The sequence below is a fragment of the Amycolatopsis sp. NPDC102522 genome (assembly GCF_055584485.1).
This window is the reverse complement of sequence record NZ_JBVJLY010000018.1, coordinates 106,697-125,713: the sequence shown is the minus strand read 5'-3', so window position 1 is coordinate 125,713 and position 19,017 is coordinate 106,697. Positions and strand designations below refer to the sequence as shown.

At 70.1% G+C, this 19,017-nt stretch carries 19 protein-coding genes; 11 read left to right on the top strand and 8 right to left on the bottom strand.

Features of this window, described 5'->3' with window-relative positions:
* Positions 1-67 precede the first annotated feature (67 nt).
* Positions 68-1,105 carry a metallophosphoesterase family protein gene (locus ACZ6YV_RS32350; protein ID WP_465513222.1) on the top strand — a complete coding sequence of 346 codons (1,038 nt, stop codon included), beginning with the start codon at positions 68-70 and terminating at the stop codon, positions 1,103-1,105.
* Positions 1,106-1,236: 131 nt separating this feature from the next.
* On the opposite strand, the gene ACZ6YV_RS32345 is transcribed toward ACZ6YV_RS32350, so the two are convergent.
* The 3 genes from ACZ6YV_RS32345 to ACZ6YV_RS32335 all read right to left on the bottom strand — a co-directional run bounded on the left by ACZ6YV_RS32345 (position 1,237) and on the right by ACZ6YV_RS32335 (position 5,866).
* Positions 1,237-2,322: an iron-siderophore ABC transporter substrate-binding protein gene (locus ACZ6YV_RS32345; RefSeq protein WP_465513221.1), complete on the bottom strand. Its 1,086-nt coding sequence runs from the start codon at positions 2,320-2,322 to the stop codon at positions 1,237-1,239.
* 113 nt (positions 2,323-2,435) lie between these two features.
* Positions 2,436-4,193: an ABC transporter ATP-binding protein gene (locus ACZ6YV_RS32340; RefSeq protein WP_465513220.1), complete on the bottom strand. Its 1,758-nt coding sequence runs from the start codon at positions 4,191-4,193 to the stop codon at positions 2,436-2,438.
* A complete protein-coding gene (locus ACZ6YV_RS32335) occupies positions 4,190-5,866 on the bottom strand; it encodes an ABC transporter ATP-binding protein (protein ID WP_465513219.1) in 1,677 nt (558 codons plus the stop codon). Before ACZ6YV_RS32335 ends, ACZ6YV_RS32340 begins: the two co-directional genes overlap by 4 nt.
* Positions 5,867-5,958: 92 nt before the next feature.
* On the opposite strand from ACZ6YV_RS32335, the gene ACZ6YV_RS32330 reads away from it, so the two are divergent.
* Together ACZ6YV_RS32330 and ACZ6YV_RS32325 are read left to right on the top strand one after the other, a co-directional pair.
* A complete protein-coding gene (locus ACZ6YV_RS32330; protein ID WP_465513218.1) occupies positions 5,959-7,002 on the top strand; it encodes a FecCD family ABC transporter permease in 1,044 nt (347 codons plus the stop codon).
* Between the two features lie 38 nt (positions 7,003-7,040).
* Positions 7,041-8,078, top strand: a complete 1,038-nt coding sequence (locus ACZ6YV_RS32325) for a FecCD family ABC transporter permease (RefSeq protein WP_465513217.1) — start codon at positions 7,041-7,043, stop codon at positions 8,076-8,078.
* On the opposite strand, the gene ACZ6YV_RS32320 is transcribed toward ACZ6YV_RS32325, so the two are convergent.
* The gene (locus tag ACZ6YV_RS32320; protein WP_465513216.1) at positions 8,059-8,910 is read right to left on the bottom strand and encodes a DMT family transporter; all 852 of its coding nucleotides are present in this window, start codon (positions 8,908-8,910) and stop codon (positions 8,059-8,061) included. The genes ACZ6YV_RS32325 and ACZ6YV_RS32320 overlap by 20 nt on opposite strands.
* 41 nt (positions 8,911-8,951) lie before the next feature.
* On the opposite strand from ACZ6YV_RS32320, the gene ACZ6YV_RS32315 reads away from it, so the two are divergent.
* The 6 genes from ACZ6YV_RS32315 (at position 8,952) to ACZ6YV_RS32290 (ending at position 14,005) form a co-directional block, all read left to right on the top strand.
* Positions 8,952-9,476: a DinB family protein gene (locus tag ACZ6YV_RS32315; RefSeq protein WP_465513215.1), complete on the top strand. Its 525-nt coding sequence runs from the start codon at positions 8,952-8,954 to the stop codon at positions 9,474-9,476.
* 17 nt (positions 9,477-9,493) lie between these two features.
* On the top strand, positions 9,494-10,204 hold the full coding sequence (locus ACZ6YV_RS32310; protein ID WP_465513214.1) for an MBL fold metallo-hydrolase: 711 nt from the start codon (positions 9,494-9,496) through the stop codon (positions 10,202-10,204).
* Between the two features lie 305 nt (positions 10,205-10,509).
* The gene (locus tag ACZ6YV_RS32305; protein WP_465513213.1) at positions 10,510-11,613 is read left to right on the top strand and encodes an LLM class flavin-dependent oxidoreductase; all 1,104 of its coding nucleotides are present in this window, start codon (positions 10,510-10,512) and stop codon (positions 11,611-11,613) included.
* A gap of 136 nt (positions 11,614-11,749) precedes the next feature.
* On the top strand, positions 11,750-12,691 hold the full coding sequence (locus ACZ6YV_RS32300; protein ID WP_465513212.1) for an alpha/beta hydrolase: 942 nt from the start codon (positions 11,750-11,752) through the stop codon (positions 12,689-12,691).
* 33 nt (positions 12,692-12,724) lie between these two features.
* Complete coding sequence (locus ACZ6YV_RS32295; protein ID WP_465513211.1) at positions 12,725-13,180, top strand: GbsR/MarR family transcriptional regulator; 456 nt, start codon at positions 12,725-12,727, stop codon at positions 13,178-13,180.
* Positions 13,181-13,189: 9 nt separating this feature from the next.
* Positions 13,190-14,005, top strand: a complete 816-nt coding sequence (locus tag ACZ6YV_RS32290; protein WP_465513210.1) for a class I SAM-dependent methyltransferase — start codon at positions 13,190-13,192, stop codon at positions 14,003-14,005.
* A gap of 19 nt (positions 14,006-14,024) precedes the next feature.
* Here the strand turns inward: ACZ6YV_RS32290 and ACZ6YV_RS32285 are convergent, their stop codons facing one another.
* Positions 14,025-14,753, bottom strand: coding sequence for a MerR family transcriptional regulator (locus ACZ6YV_RS32285; RefSeq protein ID WP_465513209.1), 729 nt, complete (start codon positions 14,751-14,753; stop codon positions 14,025-14,027).
* Between the two features lie 149 nt (positions 14,754-14,902).
* On the opposite strand from ACZ6YV_RS32285, the gene ACZ6YV_RS32280 reads away from it, so the two are divergent.
* Positions 14,903-15,088: a hypothetical protein gene (locus ACZ6YV_RS32280; protein WP_465513208.1), complete on the top strand. Its 186-nt coding sequence runs from the start codon at positions 14,903-14,905 to the stop codon at positions 15,086-15,088.
* The gene (locus tag ACZ6YV_RS32275; protein WP_465513207.1) at positions 15,085-15,705 is read left to right on the top strand and encodes a DUF3159 domain-containing protein; all 621 of its coding nucleotides are present in this window, start codon (positions 15,085-15,087) and stop codon (positions 15,703-15,705) included. Before ACZ6YV_RS32280 ends, ACZ6YV_RS32275 begins: the two co-directional genes overlap by 4 nt.
* Here ACZ6YV_RS32275 and ACZ6YV_RS32270 read toward each other — a convergent pair.
* From ACZ6YV_RS32270 to ACZ6YV_RS32260, 3 genes are all read right to left on the bottom strand, one after another.
* Positions 15,688-16,170: a class F sortase gene (locus ACZ6YV_RS32270; RefSeq protein ID WP_465513206.1), complete on the bottom strand. Its 483-nt coding sequence runs from the start codon at positions 16,168-16,170 to the stop codon at positions 15,688-15,690. The two genes, ACZ6YV_RS32275 and ACZ6YV_RS32270, sit on opposite strands and share 18 nt — an antisense overlap.
* A gap of 94 nt (positions 16,171-16,264) precedes the next feature.
* Positions 16,265-17,107, bottom strand: a complete 843-nt coding sequence (locus ACZ6YV_RS32265) for a DUF4397 domain-containing protein (protein WP_465513205.1) — start codon at positions 17,105-17,107, stop codon at positions 16,265-16,267.
* Positions 17,108-17,132: 25 nt separating this feature from the next.
* The gene (locus tag ACZ6YV_RS32260) at positions 17,133-18,956 is read right to left on the bottom strand and encodes a glycosyl transferase (RefSeq protein ID WP_465513204.1); all 1,824 of its coding nucleotides are present in this window, start codon (positions 18,954-18,956) and stop codon (positions 17,133-17,135) included.
* Between the last annotated feature and the right edge of the window lie 61 nt (positions 18,957-19,017).

Genomic DNA, 19,017 nt, shown 5'->3' with positions numbered 1-19,017 from the left:
TTCACGGACTTGCGCTGTTCAGATGCGCGACCGAATTCGGCCATAGAACGTGAGTAGCGTTCACGTTATGGATCGAAGAGCATTTATGGTGACCGCCGGTGGCGCGGCGGCAGGGGCGGCGATGCTGCCGGGGCAAGCGGAGGCACAGCCCCAGGCGCAGGCGAAGTGGGGTCCGCAGTGGCCGGTCGTCCGGTTCAACATCCTGAGCGACATCCAGGGTGACCTCACCGATTTCGGCAGCGCGCTCGACGATCTGCACGCGATCAACCCGGGCAGCGCGGGACTCGGTATCGCGGGTGACCTCACCCCGCGTGGCTACGACTTCGAGTACGCCCAGCTTCGCGAGACCTTCGACAAGCACCGGCATCCGCGCGAGATCGCCTGGGCCATCGGCAACCACGAGTTCTACGTCCCGAAATGGCGGGATCCCGACACACTCGCGCAGGAGACCTGGCCCAACAACACGACCGAGGATTCGCTCTTCCGGAGTTTCTACCGGTTCGCGGGCCGCAACACCGTCTACAACGAGACGTCGTTCGGCGGGGTTCCGGTGCTGTGCCTCGGAACCGAGCGCTACGCCAAGTATCACGACCCCAAGCTGTGGGACGAGGTCTGGATGAGCGACCGGCAGTTCACCTGGCTCGAACAGCGTCTCCGGTACTGGTCGATCCGGCGCAGCCCGGTGATGGTGCTGACCCACCACCCGCTGCCCAACACCGTTTCCGGGACGCACAACAAGCTCTACCGGTCCGACTACCTTCAGCCCGACAGGCTGCTCTCGATCCTCGGCCGCTACCGGGACGTGTTCCTGTTCTCCGGGCACACGCACTGGGACCTGAACCTGTCGGACTGGGTGGTCCGCCGGGTCGTCCCGGGCACCGGCAACCTCGAAGGGTTCACCGTGGTGAACACCGCCGCCGTCCAGGTCGGCTGGACCGACGACGGCAAGGGCGGGGAAGTGTCGCTCGGCGGCGCGTTCAACCAGGGGCTGCAGGTCGAGGTCTCGCCCGGTTCGGTGGTCATCAAGGCCCGCGACTTCACCACGAAGACGTGGCTCAAGCAGATCACCGTTCCGCTGCACGATTCCTGGGGATTCCCGCACTGAGATCGCGACGGCGGCGGTGAGGCGTCGGTACAGCGGGTCGTGAGTGGTAAGTGTCGTTCTAACGTCACTTGCCACTCACGACCCCCTCGACCGACGCCTCACCGCCGCGCCTCTCTCCTGCTGCGCGTGGCTCAGCCGGCCGGTTTGACCTCGGTCTTCGGGTCGCCGTCGACAGCGGCGGTCAGCTGCGGGACGATCCGGTCGAGCACGTACGGCAGGCTCAGCACGGTCACGAAGGAGACCGCACTGCCATAGGTGCCTTCGTTCTCGATGAAGACCTCGCGCTTTTCCTTCGCCACCTTCAGTCCGGTGTAGAGCGCGTCCTTGCCGAGGATCTCCGCCGCCTTGGCCGGGGTGTCGATCAGCCACACGAGCGCGTCGCGGTCGAGCAGGTCGGTGCGTTCCGCGCTGAGGCTCTTGCCGAACTTGTCGCCGATGGCGGCGTCGAGGTCGGCCGGCAGCTTGAAGCCGAGCGATTCGAGGATCCGCGAACGCGGGTCCTGGCTGCCGTAGACGAAGTAGCCCTCGTAGGTCGACGCCATCAGCGCCGACTTGCCCTCGAACTCCGGGTGCTCCTTGCGGACCTGGGCGAACTTGTCCTCGACGCCCTTGACCAGTTCGTTGGCCTTGGTCGCGCGCCCGACGGCCTGGCCGACCTTCTTGGTCGCCTCCTGCCACGGGATGCCGTAGTCGTTGTACTCCTTGGGCTGCGCGACGACCGGGACGCCGATCTGGGCCAGTTTGTCGTACTGCTCCTTGGTGAGCCCGGAGTACAGCGCGATGATCAGGTCCGGCTTCAGCGCGGCGATCTTCTCGTACTGCGGCCCGTCGACGTCCTTGAGGACCTCGGGCAGCGCGGCGCCGCCGAGCTTGTCGGTCGCCCACGGGGCGATGGTGCCGGGGAACTTGCCGAGCCACTCGGTGACCCCGACCGGGATCACGCCGAGGGCGAGCAGCGCGTCCTGCTCGGTCAGGCCGACCGTGACGACGCGCTTGGGCTCCTGGGTGATGGTGGTGCTGCCGTACTTGTGCTCGATCGTCGTCGGGAACGCGTTCGCGTCGACCGCCGAGCCCGCGGAGTTCTGCGCGGCCGGGGTGGCCGACTCGCCGCCTCCTCCGCACGCGGTGAGCGAGGCGGCCAGCACCAGGGTGGACGCCAGCACGCCGGCGGTCTTCAGGCGCCCTCGCACGGCGGAGAAAGTGGGGATTCGGGCCATCGTCCGTCCTTCTTGATCGGCGGTCCGGCACGCTGCCGGATTAATCGAGATTCAGGTTTGCCTAACCTAAGACGCCGAACGGCCGATTGCAACCGGCGCCGCTGCGTCCCGGATCACGTCCGTGAGCGGTTGTCCGACCAGGCCGCCCAAAGGGTGGCGTACCGGCCACCGGAGGCGACGAGTTCGTCGTGCGTCCCGCTCTCGACGACCACGCCCGCGTCGAGCACGACGACGCGATCCGAGGCCGCCGCCTGCGTCAGCCGGTGCGCGACGACGAGACCGGTCCGGCCTTCCAGCGCTGCGGCCGCGGCGGCTTCGAGGGTCTTCGCGCCCGCGCTCCCGGCTTCGGCGGTGGCCTCGTCGAGGATCGCGATCGGGGGATCCGCGAGGACCAGCCTGGCCAGCGCCAGCTGCTGGGACTGGGTGACCGTCAGCTGATGCCCGCCTTCGCCGACCACGGTCGCGAGCCCCTCGCCCAGCGCTTCCGCCCAGCCGCGCGCGCCGACCTTTTCCAGCGCCGCCAGCAGTTCCGTGTCGGACGCGCCGGGCCGGGCGAGCCGCAGGTCGTCCGACAGCGAACCGGCGAAGACGTGCACCTCCTGGCTGATCAGCGCGACAGCCTGCCGGGTCGCGGACGGCCCGAGTTCGTCGAGCGGCACCCCGCCGACGGAGATCGTTCCGGAGCCCGGCGCATGGATGCCGGCGATCAGCTTGGCCAGCGTCGTCTTCCCGGCGCCGCTCGCGCCGACCAGCGCGACCCGTTCGCCCGGGGAGAGGCTCAGGTCGACGTCGCGCAGTACCGGATGTCCGTCCACATAGGAGTGGGAGACCCCTGCCGCCTTCACCGAGGCGTCGACGGGTTTCGCGGGCCGCTCGGGCTCGTGCGGTGCGGGCAGGTCGGCGACCCCGATCAGCCGGGCGAGGCTGGCGGCGGCCGCCTGCGCGTCGTCCACCAGCGCCAGCGCGGTGTTGATCGGGCCGAACAGGCTGTGGAAGTACAGCGCCGCCGCCGTCGCCACGCCGACGGTCACCGCGTTGGCGCCCACCAGCAGGAACCCGGCCGCCAGCACGGCCGAGAGGCCGACGAACTCGGCGAGGTTGAGCCGGGCGAAGAACTTCGTCATCAGCCGGACACCGCGCAGCATCAGGTCCATCGCGCCCTCGGACCGCTGCCGGACCCGCTCCACGTGGGCGTCGGCGAGGCGGAAGGCGCGGACGGTCTTCGCGCCGCCGATCGTGTCGAGCAGTTGCTGCTGCTGCGAACCCGTCGCGATCCGCTGCTTCGCGTACAACGGGACGGCGTTGCGGACGTACCAGCGCACGGTGTGCAGCTGGATCGGTGTCGCCAGCAGCGCGGCCAGCAGGAACCGCCAGTCGAGGACGGCGAGGGCGACGAGGGTCAGCACGATGGTGAGCACCGAGCGGCCCAGTTCGGGCAAGGCGTCGCGGACCGCCCTCGCGACCACCGTGACGTCGTTGGTGACCCGGGCGGTCAGGTCGCCGGATCCCGCGCGTTCGACCTGGTCCAGCGGGAGGCTCAGCGCCCTGTCGACGAACCGTTCGCGCAGTTCCGCGAGCAGGGTTTCGCCGAGCCTCGCGGTCATCGAGACACCCAGCGCCGTCGCGATCGCCTGCGCGACGGCGACCAGGACCAGCCCTGCCACCGGGGTGGCCAGTTCGGTCGCGGGCCGTTTCTCGATGACGAGATCGACGATGTGGCCGAGCAGGCGGACGGTGAGCAGCCCGATCGCGGTCGCGCCGACGAGCGTCAGGAGCGCGCCCGCGGCACGGGCTTTCGACGTGCGGAGCAGTTCGCCGAGGACGGCGCGGATCCGCTTGCCGTCGGCGGTGGGGAGGAGTTCGCGGGTCATGACAGCACCGCCGCGCGGTAGTCGGCGCGATCGCGGGCGAGTTCGGCGTGGCCGCCCTCGCCGGTGACCCGGCCGCCGTCGAGGACGACGACGCGGTCGGTCACGGCGAGCAGGGCGGGACTCGTGGTCACCAGGATCGTGGTCCGTCCTTGTCGTAGCCGGGCGAGCCCGGTGGCGATCTTCGCCTCGGTCACCGTGTCCACCGCCGTCGTGGGGTCGTGGACGACGAGCACCGGCGCGTCCGCGGCGAGCGCGCGGGCGAGGGCGACGCGCTGCCGCTGGCCGCCGGAGAGGGAACGGCCGCGTTCGGTGACCACGGTCCCGGTGCCGTCCGGCAGTGCCGCCGCGACCTCGTCCGCCGCCGACGCGGCCAGCGCCTCGTCCAGGGCGGTACCCACGTTCTCGGCCAGCGTTCCTTCGAACAGATCCGCGTCGTGCGCGGCGACCAGGACGACTTCCCGCACCCGCTCGGGGTCCACAGTGGACAGATCGACGCCGTCGACGTGGACCTCGCCCTCGACGGGATCGCCCGCGCGGCCGAGGCAGTCGAGCAGGTCGGTCGCGGCGGCCGGATCGGCGGCGACGACGCCGACCAGCTGCCCGGCCGGGATGTCGAGGTCGACCCCGCGGAGGCTGCCGTACGAGACCCCGGTGAACCGGACGTTCCCGGTGGCGGGCGAGGGGAGTTCGCCGTCTCCCGGCTCGACCGCCGGCGGCGTGGTCAGCAGGCCGGCGACACGGGACGCCGACGCGCGGCCCTGCGCCAGCTCGCCGTTGACCCACGAGAAGATCAGGAACGGGGTGAGCAGGAACTGGGCGAGCCCCACGGCCGCGACGAGGTCGCCGACGCTGATCGAGCCCGAAGACGCGAGGTTTCCGCCGACGAGGGCGACGATCGCGATGAAGATCCCGGTCAGCGCGAGCACCGCGCCGTCGTGCCAGGCCTTGGCCCGCGCGGCGCGCAAGGTCGCCTTGAGCGAGTTCTGACTGGTGTCGCGATACCGGGCGACCGCGGCCGGTTCGGCGCCGATGCCCTTGAGCACCCGCAGGCCGGAGACCAGATCCGTGGCGACCCCCGAAGCGTGCGCGGAACGCTCCTGCTCGGCTTCGCTGCGGCGCTCCAGCGGCTTGCCGATGAGATGTGCGAGGTACAGCAGCGGCGGTGTGCCCAGGAGGACGAGGAGACCCAGCGGCATCGAGATGCGCAGCAGGGCGACGGCGCTGACCAGCACACCGGCGAGCGCGGCGATCCCGAACGGCAGCGCCGCGTTCACGACCCCGACCCGCTGCGCGTCACTGGTGCCGATGTTGACCAGCTCACCGGCCAACTTGCCGTTTTCGGCGCCGCCGCCGGGATGCAGGACGCGCCTGCTGATCGCGAGACGGAGGTCGTGCGCCGCCCGGAGCGAGGCGCCCTCGGCCGCCCGCGCGGCGAACCGGTAGCTGTAGGACAGTCCCGCGAAGACCACGCCGAGCACGGCGAGCCAGAGCACGAGCGTGCCGACCGAGCCGCCGCCGACGGCCTGGTCGATCACCACGCCGATGATCACCGGGACGAGTGCTTCACCGCCCTGATGCGCGGCGGCGAGGACGGAAGCGAGCGTGACCTGGCGTCGCTGTCCGGAAATCGCCTGGCGCAGGACGCTCCGGCTGGTGGTGGCCGTTGCGGGCACCGGCGCCTCCGATCGTTCGGGGTAGGTAAGGCTAGTCTAAGTTGATAGCTCGTTGAGGTGAACTCCGGCGCCTCATTCACAAGGAGGGCCCCGTGGTCGTCACCGAACGCGCGCCCGCCGCGGCGTCCCCGGCCGGCGCGGCGGCACGGACGTTCCGTGCCGGGGGCCTGGTGCTCGGCCTCGCCCTGCTGGCGCTCGTGTTCCTGCTCAGCATCTGGGTGGGGTCGAAGAGCATCCCGTTCACCTCCACCTGGTCGGTGCTGTGGCACAACGACGGCTCGACCGAAGCGGTGATCATCCACGACCTCCGCATCCCGCGGACCCTGCTGGGAGTCGTCGTCGGCGCGGCGCTCGGCCTCGCGGGCGCGGTGATGCAGGCACTCACCCGGAACCCGCTCGCCGATCCCGGTCTGCTCGGGGTCAACACCGGCGCCGCGGCCGCGGTCGTTTCGGGTATCGCGTTCGTCGGTGTCACCGGAGTGCTCGGCTACATCTGGTTCGCCTTCGCCGGGGCGGCGGTCGCCTCGGTCCTGGTGTACGTCCTCGGCTCGGCGGGTCGCAGCGCCACACCGGACCGGCTCGTGCTCGCCGGTTCGGCCGTCATGGCCGTGCTCCAGGCGTACATCGTCGGGGTGCTGCTGCTGATGCCCGAGACGTTCAACCAGTTCCGGTTCTGGAACGTCGGCTCGCTCAGCGGCCGGAAATGGGACGTGTTCTGGCAGATCTCGCCGTTCGTCGTGATCGGCATGATCATCGCGCTGCTGCTGGCCCGGCCGCTCAACGTGCTCGCGCTCGGCGACCAGACCGGCAAGGCGCTCGGCGCCCACGTGGGCCGCACCCGGGTGCTGGGCGCGATCGTGGTGACCCTGCTCTGCGGCGCGGGCACTGCGGCGATCGGCCCGGTCCTGTTCCTCGGGCTCGCCGTGCCGCACGCCGCGCGCCTGCTGGTCGGCCCGGATCAGCGCTGGGTCCTGCCGTACTCGATGCTGCTCGCGCCGATCGCGCTGATCGGCGCCGACGTCGTCGGCCGCGTGCTGAACCCGCCGGAGGAACTACAGGCGGGCATCGTCGTCGCGTTCCTCGGGGCACCGGTGTTCATCGCGCTGTGCCGCCGCAGGAAGCTGGCCCGGCTGTGACACCAGGCAAGGGGACCGCGATCAAGGAGCGCCCACCGATGAGCACCCGTGTCCTGCGCACCCCGGGCGGCGTGCTGTCCCTGCGTGTCACCCCGCGGGCGGCGATCGTCGTCGCGGTGCTGGCCGTCGCCGTGTTCTTCCTCGGCGCTGTCAGCATGACCACCGGCGACTACCCACTGAGCGTCGGCGAAGTCATCCAGACGTTGTTCGGTTTCGGAGACCGGAGCACCGAGTTCATCGTGACCACGCTGCGCCTGCCACGGCTGCTGACCGCGCTGCTGGTCGGCGGCGCGCTCGCGGTCAGCGGCGCGATCCTGCAGAGCCTGTCCGGGAACCCCTTGGGCAGCCCCGACTTCATCGGGTTCACCGAGGGCGCGGCCGCCGGCGCGCTGCTGACGATCATCGTCGTGCACGGCGGGATGCTCCAGGTCTCGTTCGGCGCGCTCGTCGGCGGCATCGTGACAGCGGCGCTGATCGCACTGCTCGCGTTCAAGGGCGGAGTGCACACCTTCCGGCTGATCCTCGTCGGGATCGGCGTCAACGCGATGCTCATCGCGTTCAACTCGTACCTGATCACCCGGGCCGCCCAGCAGGACGGCCTGGCGGCGCAGGCCTGGCTGGTCGGCGGTCTCAACGGGCGCGGCTGGGAGCACGTCGTCCCGGTCGCGATCGCCATCGCCGTCCTGGTTCCGCCCGCCTTCGTCTACGGCAGGAGGCTTTCCCTGCTGGAGATGGGCGACGACTCGGCCATGGGGCTCGGCGTGCCGGTCCAGCGGAGCCGGATCGTGCTCCTCGGCGTCAGCGTCGGGCTGTGTTCGATCGCGACGGCGGCCGCCGGGCCGATCGCGTTCCTCGCCCTCGCCGCGCCTCAGCTGGCGAAACGGCTCACCCGGTCTTCGGGACCCGGACTCGCCGCTGCCGCGCTGATGGGCATGCTCTTGCTGGTGGTGAGCGATCTGGTCACCCAGCAGTTCTTGGCCGGTCTGCCGGTCGGTCTCGTGACCGGGGCCATCGGCGGGCTGTACCTGGCCTGGCTGCTGGTGTCCCGGCGCGGGGTCAGCCGGGCTGCGCGCTGACCGGCTCGATCGGGGTGGGCTCGCCGAAGCGGGCCAGCGCCAGCGCCGCCGAAACCGCGAGCGCGAAACCGACCACCGCCACGGCCGCGAACCCTGGCCGCGTGGTGTCGCCCAGCACGACGACCCCGATCAGGGAGGGGAAGACGGTCTCGCCGATCACCATCATCGCGGTCGAGGTGGTGACACTGCCGCGCTGCAGCGCGGTGGCGTAGAACAACATCGCCAGCGCGCCCGCCACGCCGAGGGTGTACGTGGCCGGGTCGGTCAGCAGGTCCAGCGGGGCGAGGCTGGTGAGCACGCGGCCGGAAAGGGCGACCACACCGAAGCACAGGCCGGCGATCAAGCCCAGCGCCGGTGTCCGGATGCGCCGCGACGCGCGGCCGGCGAACATCCCGGCCGTGCCGAGCACGACGACCGCGCCGATCAGCACGAGCCGGAAACCCAGTCCGGTCGCGTCCGAGCCCTCGCTCTCCGCCGACATCCCGAGCAGCGCGAGCCCGGCGCAGACGACCGCGACCGCCGTCCACTCGCGACGTCCCAGCCGGACGCCGAGCACCCGCGCCGCGACCGCGGTCACGGCGAGGCTCGCCGCCAGCGCTGCCTGGACCACGAACAGCGGAAGTACGCGCAGAGCGGCGAGCTGGGCGACGAACCCGACGACGTCCAGCGCCAGGCCCGCGACGAACTTCCACTGCCGCAGCACCCGTACGAGGAGCCGGGGATCGACGCGGTCTTCGGCGCCTGAAGTCGCCTTCGCCGCGATTGCTTGCATCACCGAAGCGACGCCGTACGAACAGGCCGCGAAGAGCGCGCAAATCAGTCCCCACCACATGAAGCGGCAGCCTAGTCCTGTCCGATGTGTAGAGTAGCCGCATGTCGAACACGAGTTCGAGTGCCGTCGAGTCGGTGGCCCGGACCTGGCCGGACGGGATCGCCGAGGACGAAGCCGGGATCCAGTGGGACTTCCTGCGCTTCCTTCGCGCCACCGCGGTGAACAAGGTCGCCGGGCTGACCAGGGATCAGGCGGCCGCGACACCGCTGCCTGCGTCCCCGCGGATGAGCGCGCTGGGGGTGCTCAAACATCTGACCGCGGTCGAGCGCTGGTGGCTCTCGATCGAAGCGGGCGGCGCCGAGCTGCCGTCGCTGTGGGAAGGCTCACCGGATCCGAGCTGGGATCTGGCCGAGGACGACGACCCGCGCTCGGTCGTCGAGGCCTACCGCGCGGAGTGGGCGCTCGCGGAGTCGTCGCTGGCCGGGGTCTCGCCGGACGATCGCGCGCGCCGGTCGGGGAAGTTCACCGTCCGATGGGTCCTCGCGCACGTGCTCCAGGAGACCGCGCGGCACGCCGGGCACCTGGACATCCTTCGGGAGCTGGCCGACGGAACCACGGGCGAATAGGGCCGTAAGGTGTCCGCATGGCTGACAGGCTGTACTTCCGGCAGTTGCTCGCGGGCCGTGACTTCGCGGTGGGGGATCCCGTCGCGACGCAGATGGTCAACTTCGCCTATCTGATCGGCGACAGGGAGACGAACGAGGCGGTCATCGTGGACCCGGCGTACGCCGTCGGCGATCTGCTCGACCTCCTGGAAGCGGACGGCATGCGGCTCACCGGTGTCCTCGCCACGCACCACCACCCCGACCACGTCGGCGGCGAGATGATGGGCTTCTCGCTGCCGGGGATCGCGGAACTGCTGGAACGCGAGCAGGTGCCGATCCACGTCAACAGCGCCGAGGCCGAGTGGGTCCGCCGGATCACCGGCGTCTCCGAAACCGACCTGCGCTCGCACGAGCACGACGACGTCCTCGAGGTCGGCGCGGTGCCGATCCGGCTGCTGCACACGCCTGGCCACACTCCGGGCAGTCAGTGCTTCCTGGTCGACGGACGCCTCGTCTCGGGCGACACGCTGTTCCTCGAAGGCTGCGGCCGGACCGATTTCCCCGGCGGCGACGTGGAAGCGATCTACCGGAGCCTGCAGTGGCTGGCCGGGCTGGACGGGGATCCGGTCGTCTACCCGGGACACCAGTACTCGGCCGAGCCGTCGGCGAACCTCTCGCGGGTGAAGGACACGAACTTCGTGTTCCAGCCGAAGTCTCTGGACGAATGGCGGCTGATGTTCGGCGGCTGATGTTCGGCGGCTGGGCCCCGCTTTTGGTCTCGTGAGTGGCAAGGACGGTTCTAACCGTCGTTACCGCTCACGAGGCTTTCGCTCGCCTGCGTCCCCGCGACCCCGACGCGCTCGCATTCAGTCGACCAAATGCTGCGGGTGCCTCGTGAGTGGCACGACCTTCACCGTCGATCTGGGCGCTCACCAGGGTCGTCAGCCTCGCGCAGGTCGGCGGCAGGTAGGCAAAGACCCTTACCAGCGTCCAGATCGCGGGACGCGAAGCCAGCCGATTGACCGGACCCGCCGAGAAGCCGAAGCTCGGACCCGTGACGCTCAAGCTGCATTGGTTCCTGCCCACCACCGGCGACGGCCGGACGATCGTCGAGCACTTCCACGCCAGCCGCGCCGCCGGAGCGTCCGCCGCGCGCGAGCCGAGCCTCGACTACCTCGCCCAGGTCGCCCGCGCCGCCGAGGCCAACGGCTTCGAAGGGGTCCTGACGCCGACCGGGACCTGGTGTGAGGACGCCTGGCTGACGACAGCGGCACTGATCCGGGAGACGCGAAGCCTCAAGTTCCTGGTCGCGTTCCGGCCAGGGACGGTCTCGCCGACGCTGGCCGCGCAGATGGCCGGAACGTTCCAGCGCCTCTCGCAGGGGCGTGTCCTGCTCAACGTCGTCACCGGCGGCGACGCGGTCGAGCAGCGCCGGTTCGGCGACTGGCACGATCACGACCAGCGCTACGCCCGCACCGGTGAATTCCTCGAGATCGTGCGCGGGGTGTGGAGCGGCAAGCCGTTCGACTACGACGGCGAACATCTCAAGGTCGAGGGCGCGACCACCCGCGCGGCGCCCGATCCGGTGCCGCCGATCTACTTCGGCGGCTCGTCTCCGGCGGCGTTGCCGATCGCGGCGAAGCACGCCGACGTCTACCTGACCTGGGGTGAGCCGCCCGCGCAGGTCGCCGAGAAAATCGCCAAGGTTCGCGAGCTCGCCGAGGAACAGGGCCGGAAGATCCGCTTCGGGATCCGGCTGCACACCCTTTCCCGTGACACGTCGGCGGAAGCCTGGGCGGAGGCGGGAAAACTGCTGGACGCGGTCGATCCCGAGCGGATCGCGCACACCCAGAAACAGTTGTCCGCCAGTGAATCCGTGGGTCAGCAGCGGATGGCGGCGCTGCACGGCGGGAAGACCGACGGCGGCGTCCGCGGACTGGAGATCCATCCGAACCTGTGGGCAGGCATCGGCCTGGTGCGTGGCGGCGCGGGCACGGCGCTGGTCGGCAGTCACCGCGAGGTCGCCGACCTCATCGAGGAGTACCACTCGCACGGCATCGACGAGTTCGTCCTCTCCGGATACCCGCATCTGGAGGAGGCGTACTGGTTCGGCGAAGGTGTCCGGCCGGAGCTGATCCGCCGAGGACTGCTGGCCTAGCAGGTCTTTCGCCGCCTACGAAGGCGAAACGCCGAAGCACTCGCCCGACGCACCAGGAGACTCTGGGCTTGACTTTGCCAGTGATTTCAGTCAAGACTGAAATCACTGGCAAAGTTCTACTGGGAGGGTGACGACGATGGATCGGTCTCCAGAAAAGGTGATGTTCAGCAGCCTCGGCACCTCGTGTGCCGGCGACCTCTACTTGCCGGAGACGGACGGCCCGGTGCCCGGCTTGGTGCTGGGGCACAGCGGGGTGATGGTCAAGGAGGCGTTGGCCGTGTTCGCGGGCTACTTCGTGCGCGCCGGGTTCGCCGTGCTGGCGATCGACTACCGCACTGTCGGTGCCAGCGAAGGGGAACCGCGAGGTCAGGACCATCCGCTACGGCAGGCGGAGGACTTCCGCAGCGCTGTTTCGTACCTGAGCAGCCGTCCGGAGGTGGACGCGGCGCGGATCGGCTTGTGGGGTGTGAGCGTCGGGGGATCGGTCGCGGTGCAGGCCGCTGTGCTCGACAGGCGCGTGAACTGCGTCGTGGTGCAGAGCCCCAGCGTGTGGAACGGGTGGCGGTATCTGGAGCGCCTGGTCGGACACGCCGGTGTGCACGCGCTGCGCGCACGGCTGGACGAAGATTGGCAGCGCCGGTACGAGGGCGAGCCCAGCGCCCGGGTGCCGCACCTGAGCCTGGACGGGGAGTCCGTCCGGGACGCGCCGGATCTGGCCGCGAAGATGTTTCCCTCCTACCGCAACGAAAAGACGCTCGACTCCACCGAGCATCTGCTCACTTTCGCCCCGGAAGACCTCATCCACCGGTTGGCTCCGACTCCGCTGTTGATGATCGCCAACGGCGGCTGGGACCCGTACCACCTGCTCGAGGAGGCGCAGAGCGCGTACGCCAAGGCGGGTGAACCGAAGCGGCTGGAGGTGCTGCCCTACGACGTCCTCGGGCTCTACACCGGCCCGGGTCTCGACGAGGCGATGGCGCTGGCCGTGGACTGGTTCGACCGCTACCTGCGCGAGGCCCCGGCCGTCGCCGTCACCCCGACACCCACCGCGGAGTCGGTGGCCGCCATGACACAGTGACAGCCCCGAGAAGTCAGCCGAGGAGGACGGGCGATGTCCGAAAAGGACAAGCAGGACGAGGTGCTGAAGTGGGTCGAGCGAGTGGCCACGTTCTGCGTGGAGGAATGGGCGCTCCCGCCGATCACCGGGCGCATCCTCGGCCTGCTGATGATCTGTGACCCGCCCGAGCGCTCCGCCGGCCAGATCGCCGAGACGATCCAGGCCAGTCGCGCCTCGCTGACCTCGAACATGCGCTTCCTCACCACCATCGGCCTGGTCCGCAAGGTTCGCGTTCCGGGTGACCGCACCACGTACTACCGCGTCGAGGACGACGCCTGGCACAAGGTGATCCAGCGCAAACTCGACAGCCTCGGCGCCTTCGGTGACATCGCCGACGAGGGGATGAAACTCGCCGGCGGCCGGGGGCCGCACACCGAACGCATCCACGCCGCGCAGGAGGCCTTGACCTGGCTTCGCGACATCGCGGCTCGCAATCCACCCAAAACTTAGGGACTTCTCGTGCACCGTCTGCGACTCGACCTGGATCCGCTCCGGGAAACGCTGCTGCTCACTCTCCAGGCGAAGGCCCTGGACGCCAAGCTGCCCGACCCGATCCTCGGCGACACCCACTCCGTCGACATCGCCGAGGAGATCGACTACGACTTCGCCAAACTCAAACTCAAGCCCAGTCTTGTCTGCGGCACAGCCTTGCGCGCCAAGAAGCTCGACGAGGCTGTCCGGGCGTTCGTCGCCGACCATCCCGACGCCGTCGTGCTCGACCTCGGCTGCGGACTCGACACTCGTGTCCTCCGCTGTGACCCACCCGCCGGTGTCGACTGGTACGACGTCGACTTCCCCGACATCGTCGACCTGCGGCCCCGGTTCGTTCCCGGCCGGTCCCGGTGCATCGGCGCCGATCTGACCGAAGGAGGCTGGCTCGACCCGCTGCCGCGCGACCGGCCGGCCATGATCGTCGCCGAGGGCCTGCTGCCGTTCTTGCCCGGTGACACCTTCCAGCGGATGATCCGGGACCTGACCGCGCATTTCGCCACCGGCGAGCTCGCCATCAACGGCTACACGCGTTTCGCCGCCTGGTCGATGAAATACCATCCGACGATCAAGGCGATCGGCATCAGCGCCGCCCAGGGTTTCGACGACCCGCATGTCCCCGAGACCTGGAACGCCGGTTTGGTCATGGTGGAGGAGCAACTGATCGTGGGTGCGCCGGAAGTCGCTCACTTTCCTCAGCCGCTGCGTGCGGTGACCCGGCTCATGAGCCACAGCACGGCTTTGTCCCGGCAGGGCACCCGGGTACTCCGCTACCGATTTTCTTGATGGGCGTGGAATCCGCCGTCTAGGCCGGATCCTGGCCCACGTGTGCCAGCCGCCTGACGACGTCGACCTGTGCGGGGTTGTAGAGGTCGTTGATCGCGGCCGCGATCGTGTGCGTGGCGAAGCGTTCGCTTTCGGCGGTGCCGGCTTTGAGGTCGGCGATCCCCGGATTCGCCGCGCGGACCTCGCGGACGTGGGGAGTCATCCGCCGGGCCAGGTCTTCGCACGTGGCTTCGTCGGCGTCCGGAGGGAGGTTGTCGAACTCGGCGAGGGTGGGGTCCGAAAGGTGATTCTCCAGGACTTCCTTGTACGCCTTGAGCCCCTCGGGACTGAGCACCCGGCTCATGACCAGGATGAAGGAGCGGTCGGCGTCGGTGAGGTTCGCGTCGGCGGCCGCTTCGGCCAGTTGGGGCGGCAGCTCGGTCGGGGCGGACCGCCGCAGGATCAGGCCCAGTTCGACGCGCACCCGCTGCAGCCGCTCGATGGTCGCGGCCACCTCGGCGTCCAAGCGCCGCAGCGCCTCCTCGGGATGCTCGTCGGTGTCGCCCATCTCCGAGATCTGCGTCAGGGAGAAGCCGAGCTCGGTCAACCGCTTGATCTTCAGCAGGCGCACCAGATGGGCGACGCCGTACTGCTTGTAGCCGTTGGCCCGGCGCTCGGGTTCGGCCAGCAGCCCGATCTCGTGATAGTGCCGTACCGTCCGCAGGCTCGTGCCCGCGAGGTCGGCGAGCTGACGGGTGCTCCAGGCCACGGCTGACCCCCTCCTCGGTCTCTTGGTCCTGTTCAGGACAAACCATGCCGTAGCGGCATGGTCAAGTGCTGTGGCGCCGGTCACACGCCCCTTGAGTGTGCCGTTACGGCCGAGTGTCCGCTGGTCCCACGCCGACAGAGGGGACGATCATGGCCTTGCCCGAGACCATCACCGTGGAGGAGTTCTTCGAACCGCCACGACGTACCCGCGCGACCATCTCACCGGACGGAACCAGGATCGCCTGCCTCGCGCCCTGGAAGGACCGGCTGAACCTCTGGGTCCGTGCCGCCGAAGTGTTCCTCGCGCGGCACCTGGCCGAGGGGAGCGCGGCATGAGCGGGGAACGGAAGCCGACCGCGCTGGAGCAGATGGGCGGTCCGGTCGGGCTGGCCTACACCGGTGTGCCCATCGTGGTCTTCGTCGTGGTCAACAGCGTTTTCGGTCTCGCGGCGGGGATCTGGAGCGCGATCGGGGTGGCCGTGGCGATCAGTGTGCTGCGGCTGGTGCGCAAGGAACCGGTCATGCCCGCCATCTCGGGTCTGTCCGGGGTCGGGGTCGCGGCGTTCATCGCCTATCGCACCGGCTCCGCCAAGGGTTTCTTCCTGATCGGCATCTGGTCGAGCCTGGTCATCGGCGGAGTACTGCTCCTGTCGGTCCTCGTCCGCCGGCCACTGGTCGGGGTCGTGGTGAACCTGGCGAGCGGCAAGGGGAACGCCTGGCACGAAGACCGGAAGTCGGTGCACGCCTACGACATCGCCACTCTCACCCTGGTGGCCGTCTTCGCCGCCCGGTTCGTCGTGCAGCGCTGGCTCTACGACGAGGACAACACGGGCTGGCTCGCCTTCGCGAAGCTGGCCATGGGGTACCCGCTGCTCGCACTGGCGCTCCTGGTGGTCCTCTGGGCGGTCCGCCGGTCGACGAAAAGGCTCAAGGCCCTAGTCCCAGCGTTGTGAGGCGTACACGACGACGTTGTCCCGATAGGACCGTTTCGCCGAGTCGAAGCTTCCGCCGCAGGTGATCAACCGGAGCGCGCTTCCCGGCGCCGGCCCGTAGACGGCTCCCGTCGGGAACTCGTTCTTCGGGTAGCGCTGGACGGAGTCGACCCGGAACACGACGTCGACGCCATCGGACCGCGCGACCCGCACCTCGTCGCCGGACCGCAGTTCGCGCAGCCGGTAGAACGGCGCGGGTCCGGAACGAGAGTCGACGTGCGCGGCCAGGACGGCGGGGCCGGGATCGCCCGGCACCGGACCGCCCTGGTACCAGCCGACGTCGGAGAACCGCTCGGGCGCCCGGAGTTCACCCGCCGCGCCGAGCGCGAGCGGAATCAGGCCCGCCTGGTCGAAACCGATCGCCGGGATGGTCAGCCGGACAGGCGACACTTCGGGTTTGGCGGGGAGCGGGACCGGGCCCGACACGGTCGGTGCGACCGCTCCCGCCGGGACAGGAGGAGCCGGGACGGGAGCACAAGCGGCAAGTGCGATAAGTCCTAAAAGGACAAAAGTGGCACGCTCAGCGATCATGCGCCGGACGTCGCCTGCTCACCAGGACCGCGATCAGGACCAGCACGGGCAGAGCGGCGAAAGGCCACCACGGCACCGAATCCGGGCCGGTCCCACCGCCACCGGTCTCGACGCCGAGCTTCGGCGGGTCCGGCAGGGTGGCGCCGTCGGCGATCGCCTCGGTCTTCAATCCGGTGCCGTTCTCGGTCACCAGCAGGCTGGTCGTCGACCCGGCTTTGATGTCGACCGCGGACTCGGCGGTCGTGCTGCCGGAGGTCAGCTTCAGCGACCAGCGTCCTTCGGGAAGGTCGGTGTACGGCGTCGTGGAGCCGTACGCGGCGCCGTTCACCACCGACTTGCCGTCCTGTCCGGTGACGCTCACGGGCGTCAGCGCGGCCGACCCCTGGACGACGCGCACCCGTCCGCTGCCCGCCGCGGGCGCGGTCAGGTCGTCCTGCACCAGATTGCCCTGCAAACCTCCACCGGGCGCGTTCGCGAACACCAGCAGGGAGTACGCGCTCGCCTCCTTGATCTCGATCGTCGCGCTCAGCGCGGGTGGCGAGGACGAGGCCGCGTCGGCGGGCCGCATCGAAACCGTGTACGCGCCGGGAGCCACCGAGGAGTACTGCGTCACCGCGCCGTAGCCCGCCTTGCGGATGACGACCTTCTCGGGTTTGCCGAAGGCCGCGAAGTAGACGTCGACCGGCGGGACCTTGGGGGAGAGGTGCCCGACGCGGATCCATCCGACGCCGGGACCGGGAGCGGCGTGGGCCGGGAGCGACGAACCGCAGAGCAGCACCAGGGCAGCGGCGAGCACGCCGGCGGGTCTCAGCAAGGCCTTGAGAGGACGCATGGCGGGGCCCTTTCTTGCCGGGGGATCAGGGTGACGAGAACGGCGTGAGCAGTCCGGACGGTGGGAACAACGGGTACGTCACGAGCACCCCGCCCGGCACGTGCGTGACGGACGCGGGCTGGAACGTGGCGCGCTGGCCGGTGTAGAAGTCGGCGATGGCGGCTTCGTCGTTACCGGAGACGACCAGTCGGCGTAATGGCTGATCCGCGGCGGCTTCGCTTGGCGCGGAAGGAAAATCGACCAGCCGGACCGGATGGAGGGTGGCGAGCGCGGCGAGGGTGGCGATCAGCCGGGGATCGACGTCGCCCGCGTTCAGAGCCTCACGGGTGCGCCCTTCGCACTGAATTTGCGACGACGCCGCCAATGCCGCACCGGCGCGTGAGCGCGCTCCGGATTCCTCGGTCTCGGCGGGCGGGTCCTCGGTTTCACCGAAACGGGAGATGGTGACGGTGCCGAAAACGGCGACCTTCGTGGCACCGGTGAGCCTCGCCGAGGCGGCGGGGAAACGCGTCTGGGCACGCTGCCCGGACGCGGTCAGCACGGCCCAGTCCGGGGCGGCGCAGGAGACCGCACAGGAGCCGATCGGGATCAGGGAACCGGTCGGCCAGCCGTCCGCGGCGAGCTCGGTCCAGCTCGCGTCGTCGACCAGGACGACAGCACCGGAAGCGTTGTCCTGCAACCATTTCCGCGCTTGGGTGAGCGTGGCCTCGGTGGTGGAACCAGGTCCCAGCCTGCCGAAGCCGTGCACCCAGCCCGCCGCGGAGACGAAGGTCAGCACCGTGGCCAGCACGAGGGCCGACGTGGGGTGCCGCGTCGGGACCAGGCGATGGCCCGCGGGTGGTCTGCCCGCCACGACCGTGGCCGCGACCTCGGCGACGAGCAGCGGTGTCAGCGGGATCAGGAGCGCGAGGGGGAGCTCGACGGGGATCGCGGGGACGGCGAGGACCGCGGCGATCAGCAGCGCGGACACGGCCAGCGGCCGCGTGCGGGGCAGGATCATCCCGGCGACGATCGCGACCATCGACAGTACGACGAGTACCGGGTCCAGCGAGACCCAGGTGGCGATGCCCGGTGGCCCCGGTTCGGGCAGTTCCGGGCGTAGCGCGGGGCCCGCCGGGCCGAAGGCGATCCCGAGACCGAGCGTGACCACCACGGCGGCGAACGCGACGCGAGATGCCTCCCGGCGCCGGACGAGCAGCCAGCCCGCCGCGGGCAGCGCCAGCAAGGCCAGCGGTGAGGTGAGGACAGCCGCGAGAAGGCACACCGCGGCGAGGACGTCGTGCCACGGCCGCGCTCGTGCGCGAGGGGTGGCGACGAGGACCAGCGCCGCCAGGACCCAGGCGACCGCGAGGTGCTCGACGATCGCCACCCGCTGCAGCCCGATCGCGAGCGGCGAGACAGCCATCAGCACGACGGCCGTGGTCGCCGCCCAGAACGGCAGGCCCAGCCGCCGCGCGAGGAGCCACAACAGGACCGCGCACACCACCGCGGCGAGCACCATCGTCTCGCGGACCGCCGTGACCGGCACGGTGTTGCGGTCGAACGCCCGCGAGATCAGCGCGTACCCGGCGAGCTGCGCCCAGCCGAACGGCGACGTCCCGGTGTCACCGGTGTCGGTGAAGGAAGTGAGGTGGCTCAGGGCGAAGACGTGCGCGACGGTCGCCGGCTCGGTGCTGGGAGACGGCGTCTGCGAGAGCAGGTTGAGCACCCGCGCGCCGCCGGTGAGCACGAGGAGCGTGAGGACGACGTCGATCGACAACAGGCGGACCACGGCCGTCCCGATCAGGCGACGGCCGTCGTCGCTGAGGGGGACCCTGCCCGGTGGCGCGTCCCCCCAGTGCTGGGCCACTCGCGAAGCGTAGCCCCGAAAATTCGGCGTGACCACGGCCGAAATGACGAAAGTCTTTTGA

Bases quoted from the DNA above. Each gene is read 5' to 3' on its own strand.
- ACZ6YV_RS32350 (WP_465513222.1), top strand. From the start codon at position 68: ATGGATCGAAGAGCATTTATGGTGACCGCCGGTGGCGCGGCGGCAGGG.
- ACZ6YV_RS32345 (WP_465513221.1), bottom strand. From the start codon at position 2,322: ATGGCCCGAATCCCCACTTTCTCCGCCGTGCGAGGGCGCCTGAAGACC.
- ACZ6YV_RS32340 (WP_465513220.1), bottom strand. From the start codon at position 4,193: ATGACCCGCGAACTCCTCCCCACCGCCGACGGCAAGCGGATCCGCGCC.
- ACZ6YV_RS32325 (WP_465513217.1), top strand. From the start codon at position 7,041: ATGAGCACCCGTGTCCTGCGCACCCCGGGCGGCGTGCTGTCCCTGCGT.
- ACZ6YV_RS32320 (WP_465513216.1), bottom strand. From the start codon at position 8,910: ATGTGGTGGGGACTGATTTGCGCGCTCTTCGCGGCCTGTTCGTACGGC.
- ACZ6YV_RS32315 (WP_465513215.1), top strand. From the start codon at position 8,952: ATGTCGAACACGAGTTCGAGTGCCGTCGAGTCGGTGGCCCGGACCTGG.
- ACZ6YV_RS32310 (WP_465513214.1), top strand. From the start codon at position 9,494: ATGGCTGACAGGCTGTACTTCCGGCAGTTGCTCGCGGGCCGTGACTTC.
- ACZ6YV_RS32300 (WP_465513212.1), top strand. From the start codon at position 11,750: ATGGATCGGTCTCCAGAAAAGGTGATGTTCAGCAGCCTCGGCACCTCG.
- ACZ6YV_RS32295 (WP_465513211.1), top strand. From the start codon at position 12,725: ATGTCCGAAAAGGACAAGCAGGACGAGGTGCTGAAGTGGGTCGAGCGA.
- ACZ6YV_RS32280 (WP_465513208.1), top strand. From the start codon at position 14,903: ATGGCCTTGCCCGAGACCATCACCGTGGAGGAGTTCTTCGAACCGCCA.
- ACZ6YV_RS32275 (WP_465513207.1), top strand. From the start codon at position 15,085: ATGAGCGGGGAACGGAAGCCGACCGCGCTGGAGCAGATGGGCGGTCCG.
- ACZ6YV_RS32265 (WP_465513205.1), bottom strand. From the start codon at position 17,107: ATGCGTCCTCTCAAGGCCTTGCTGAGACCCGCCGGCGTGCTCGCCGCT.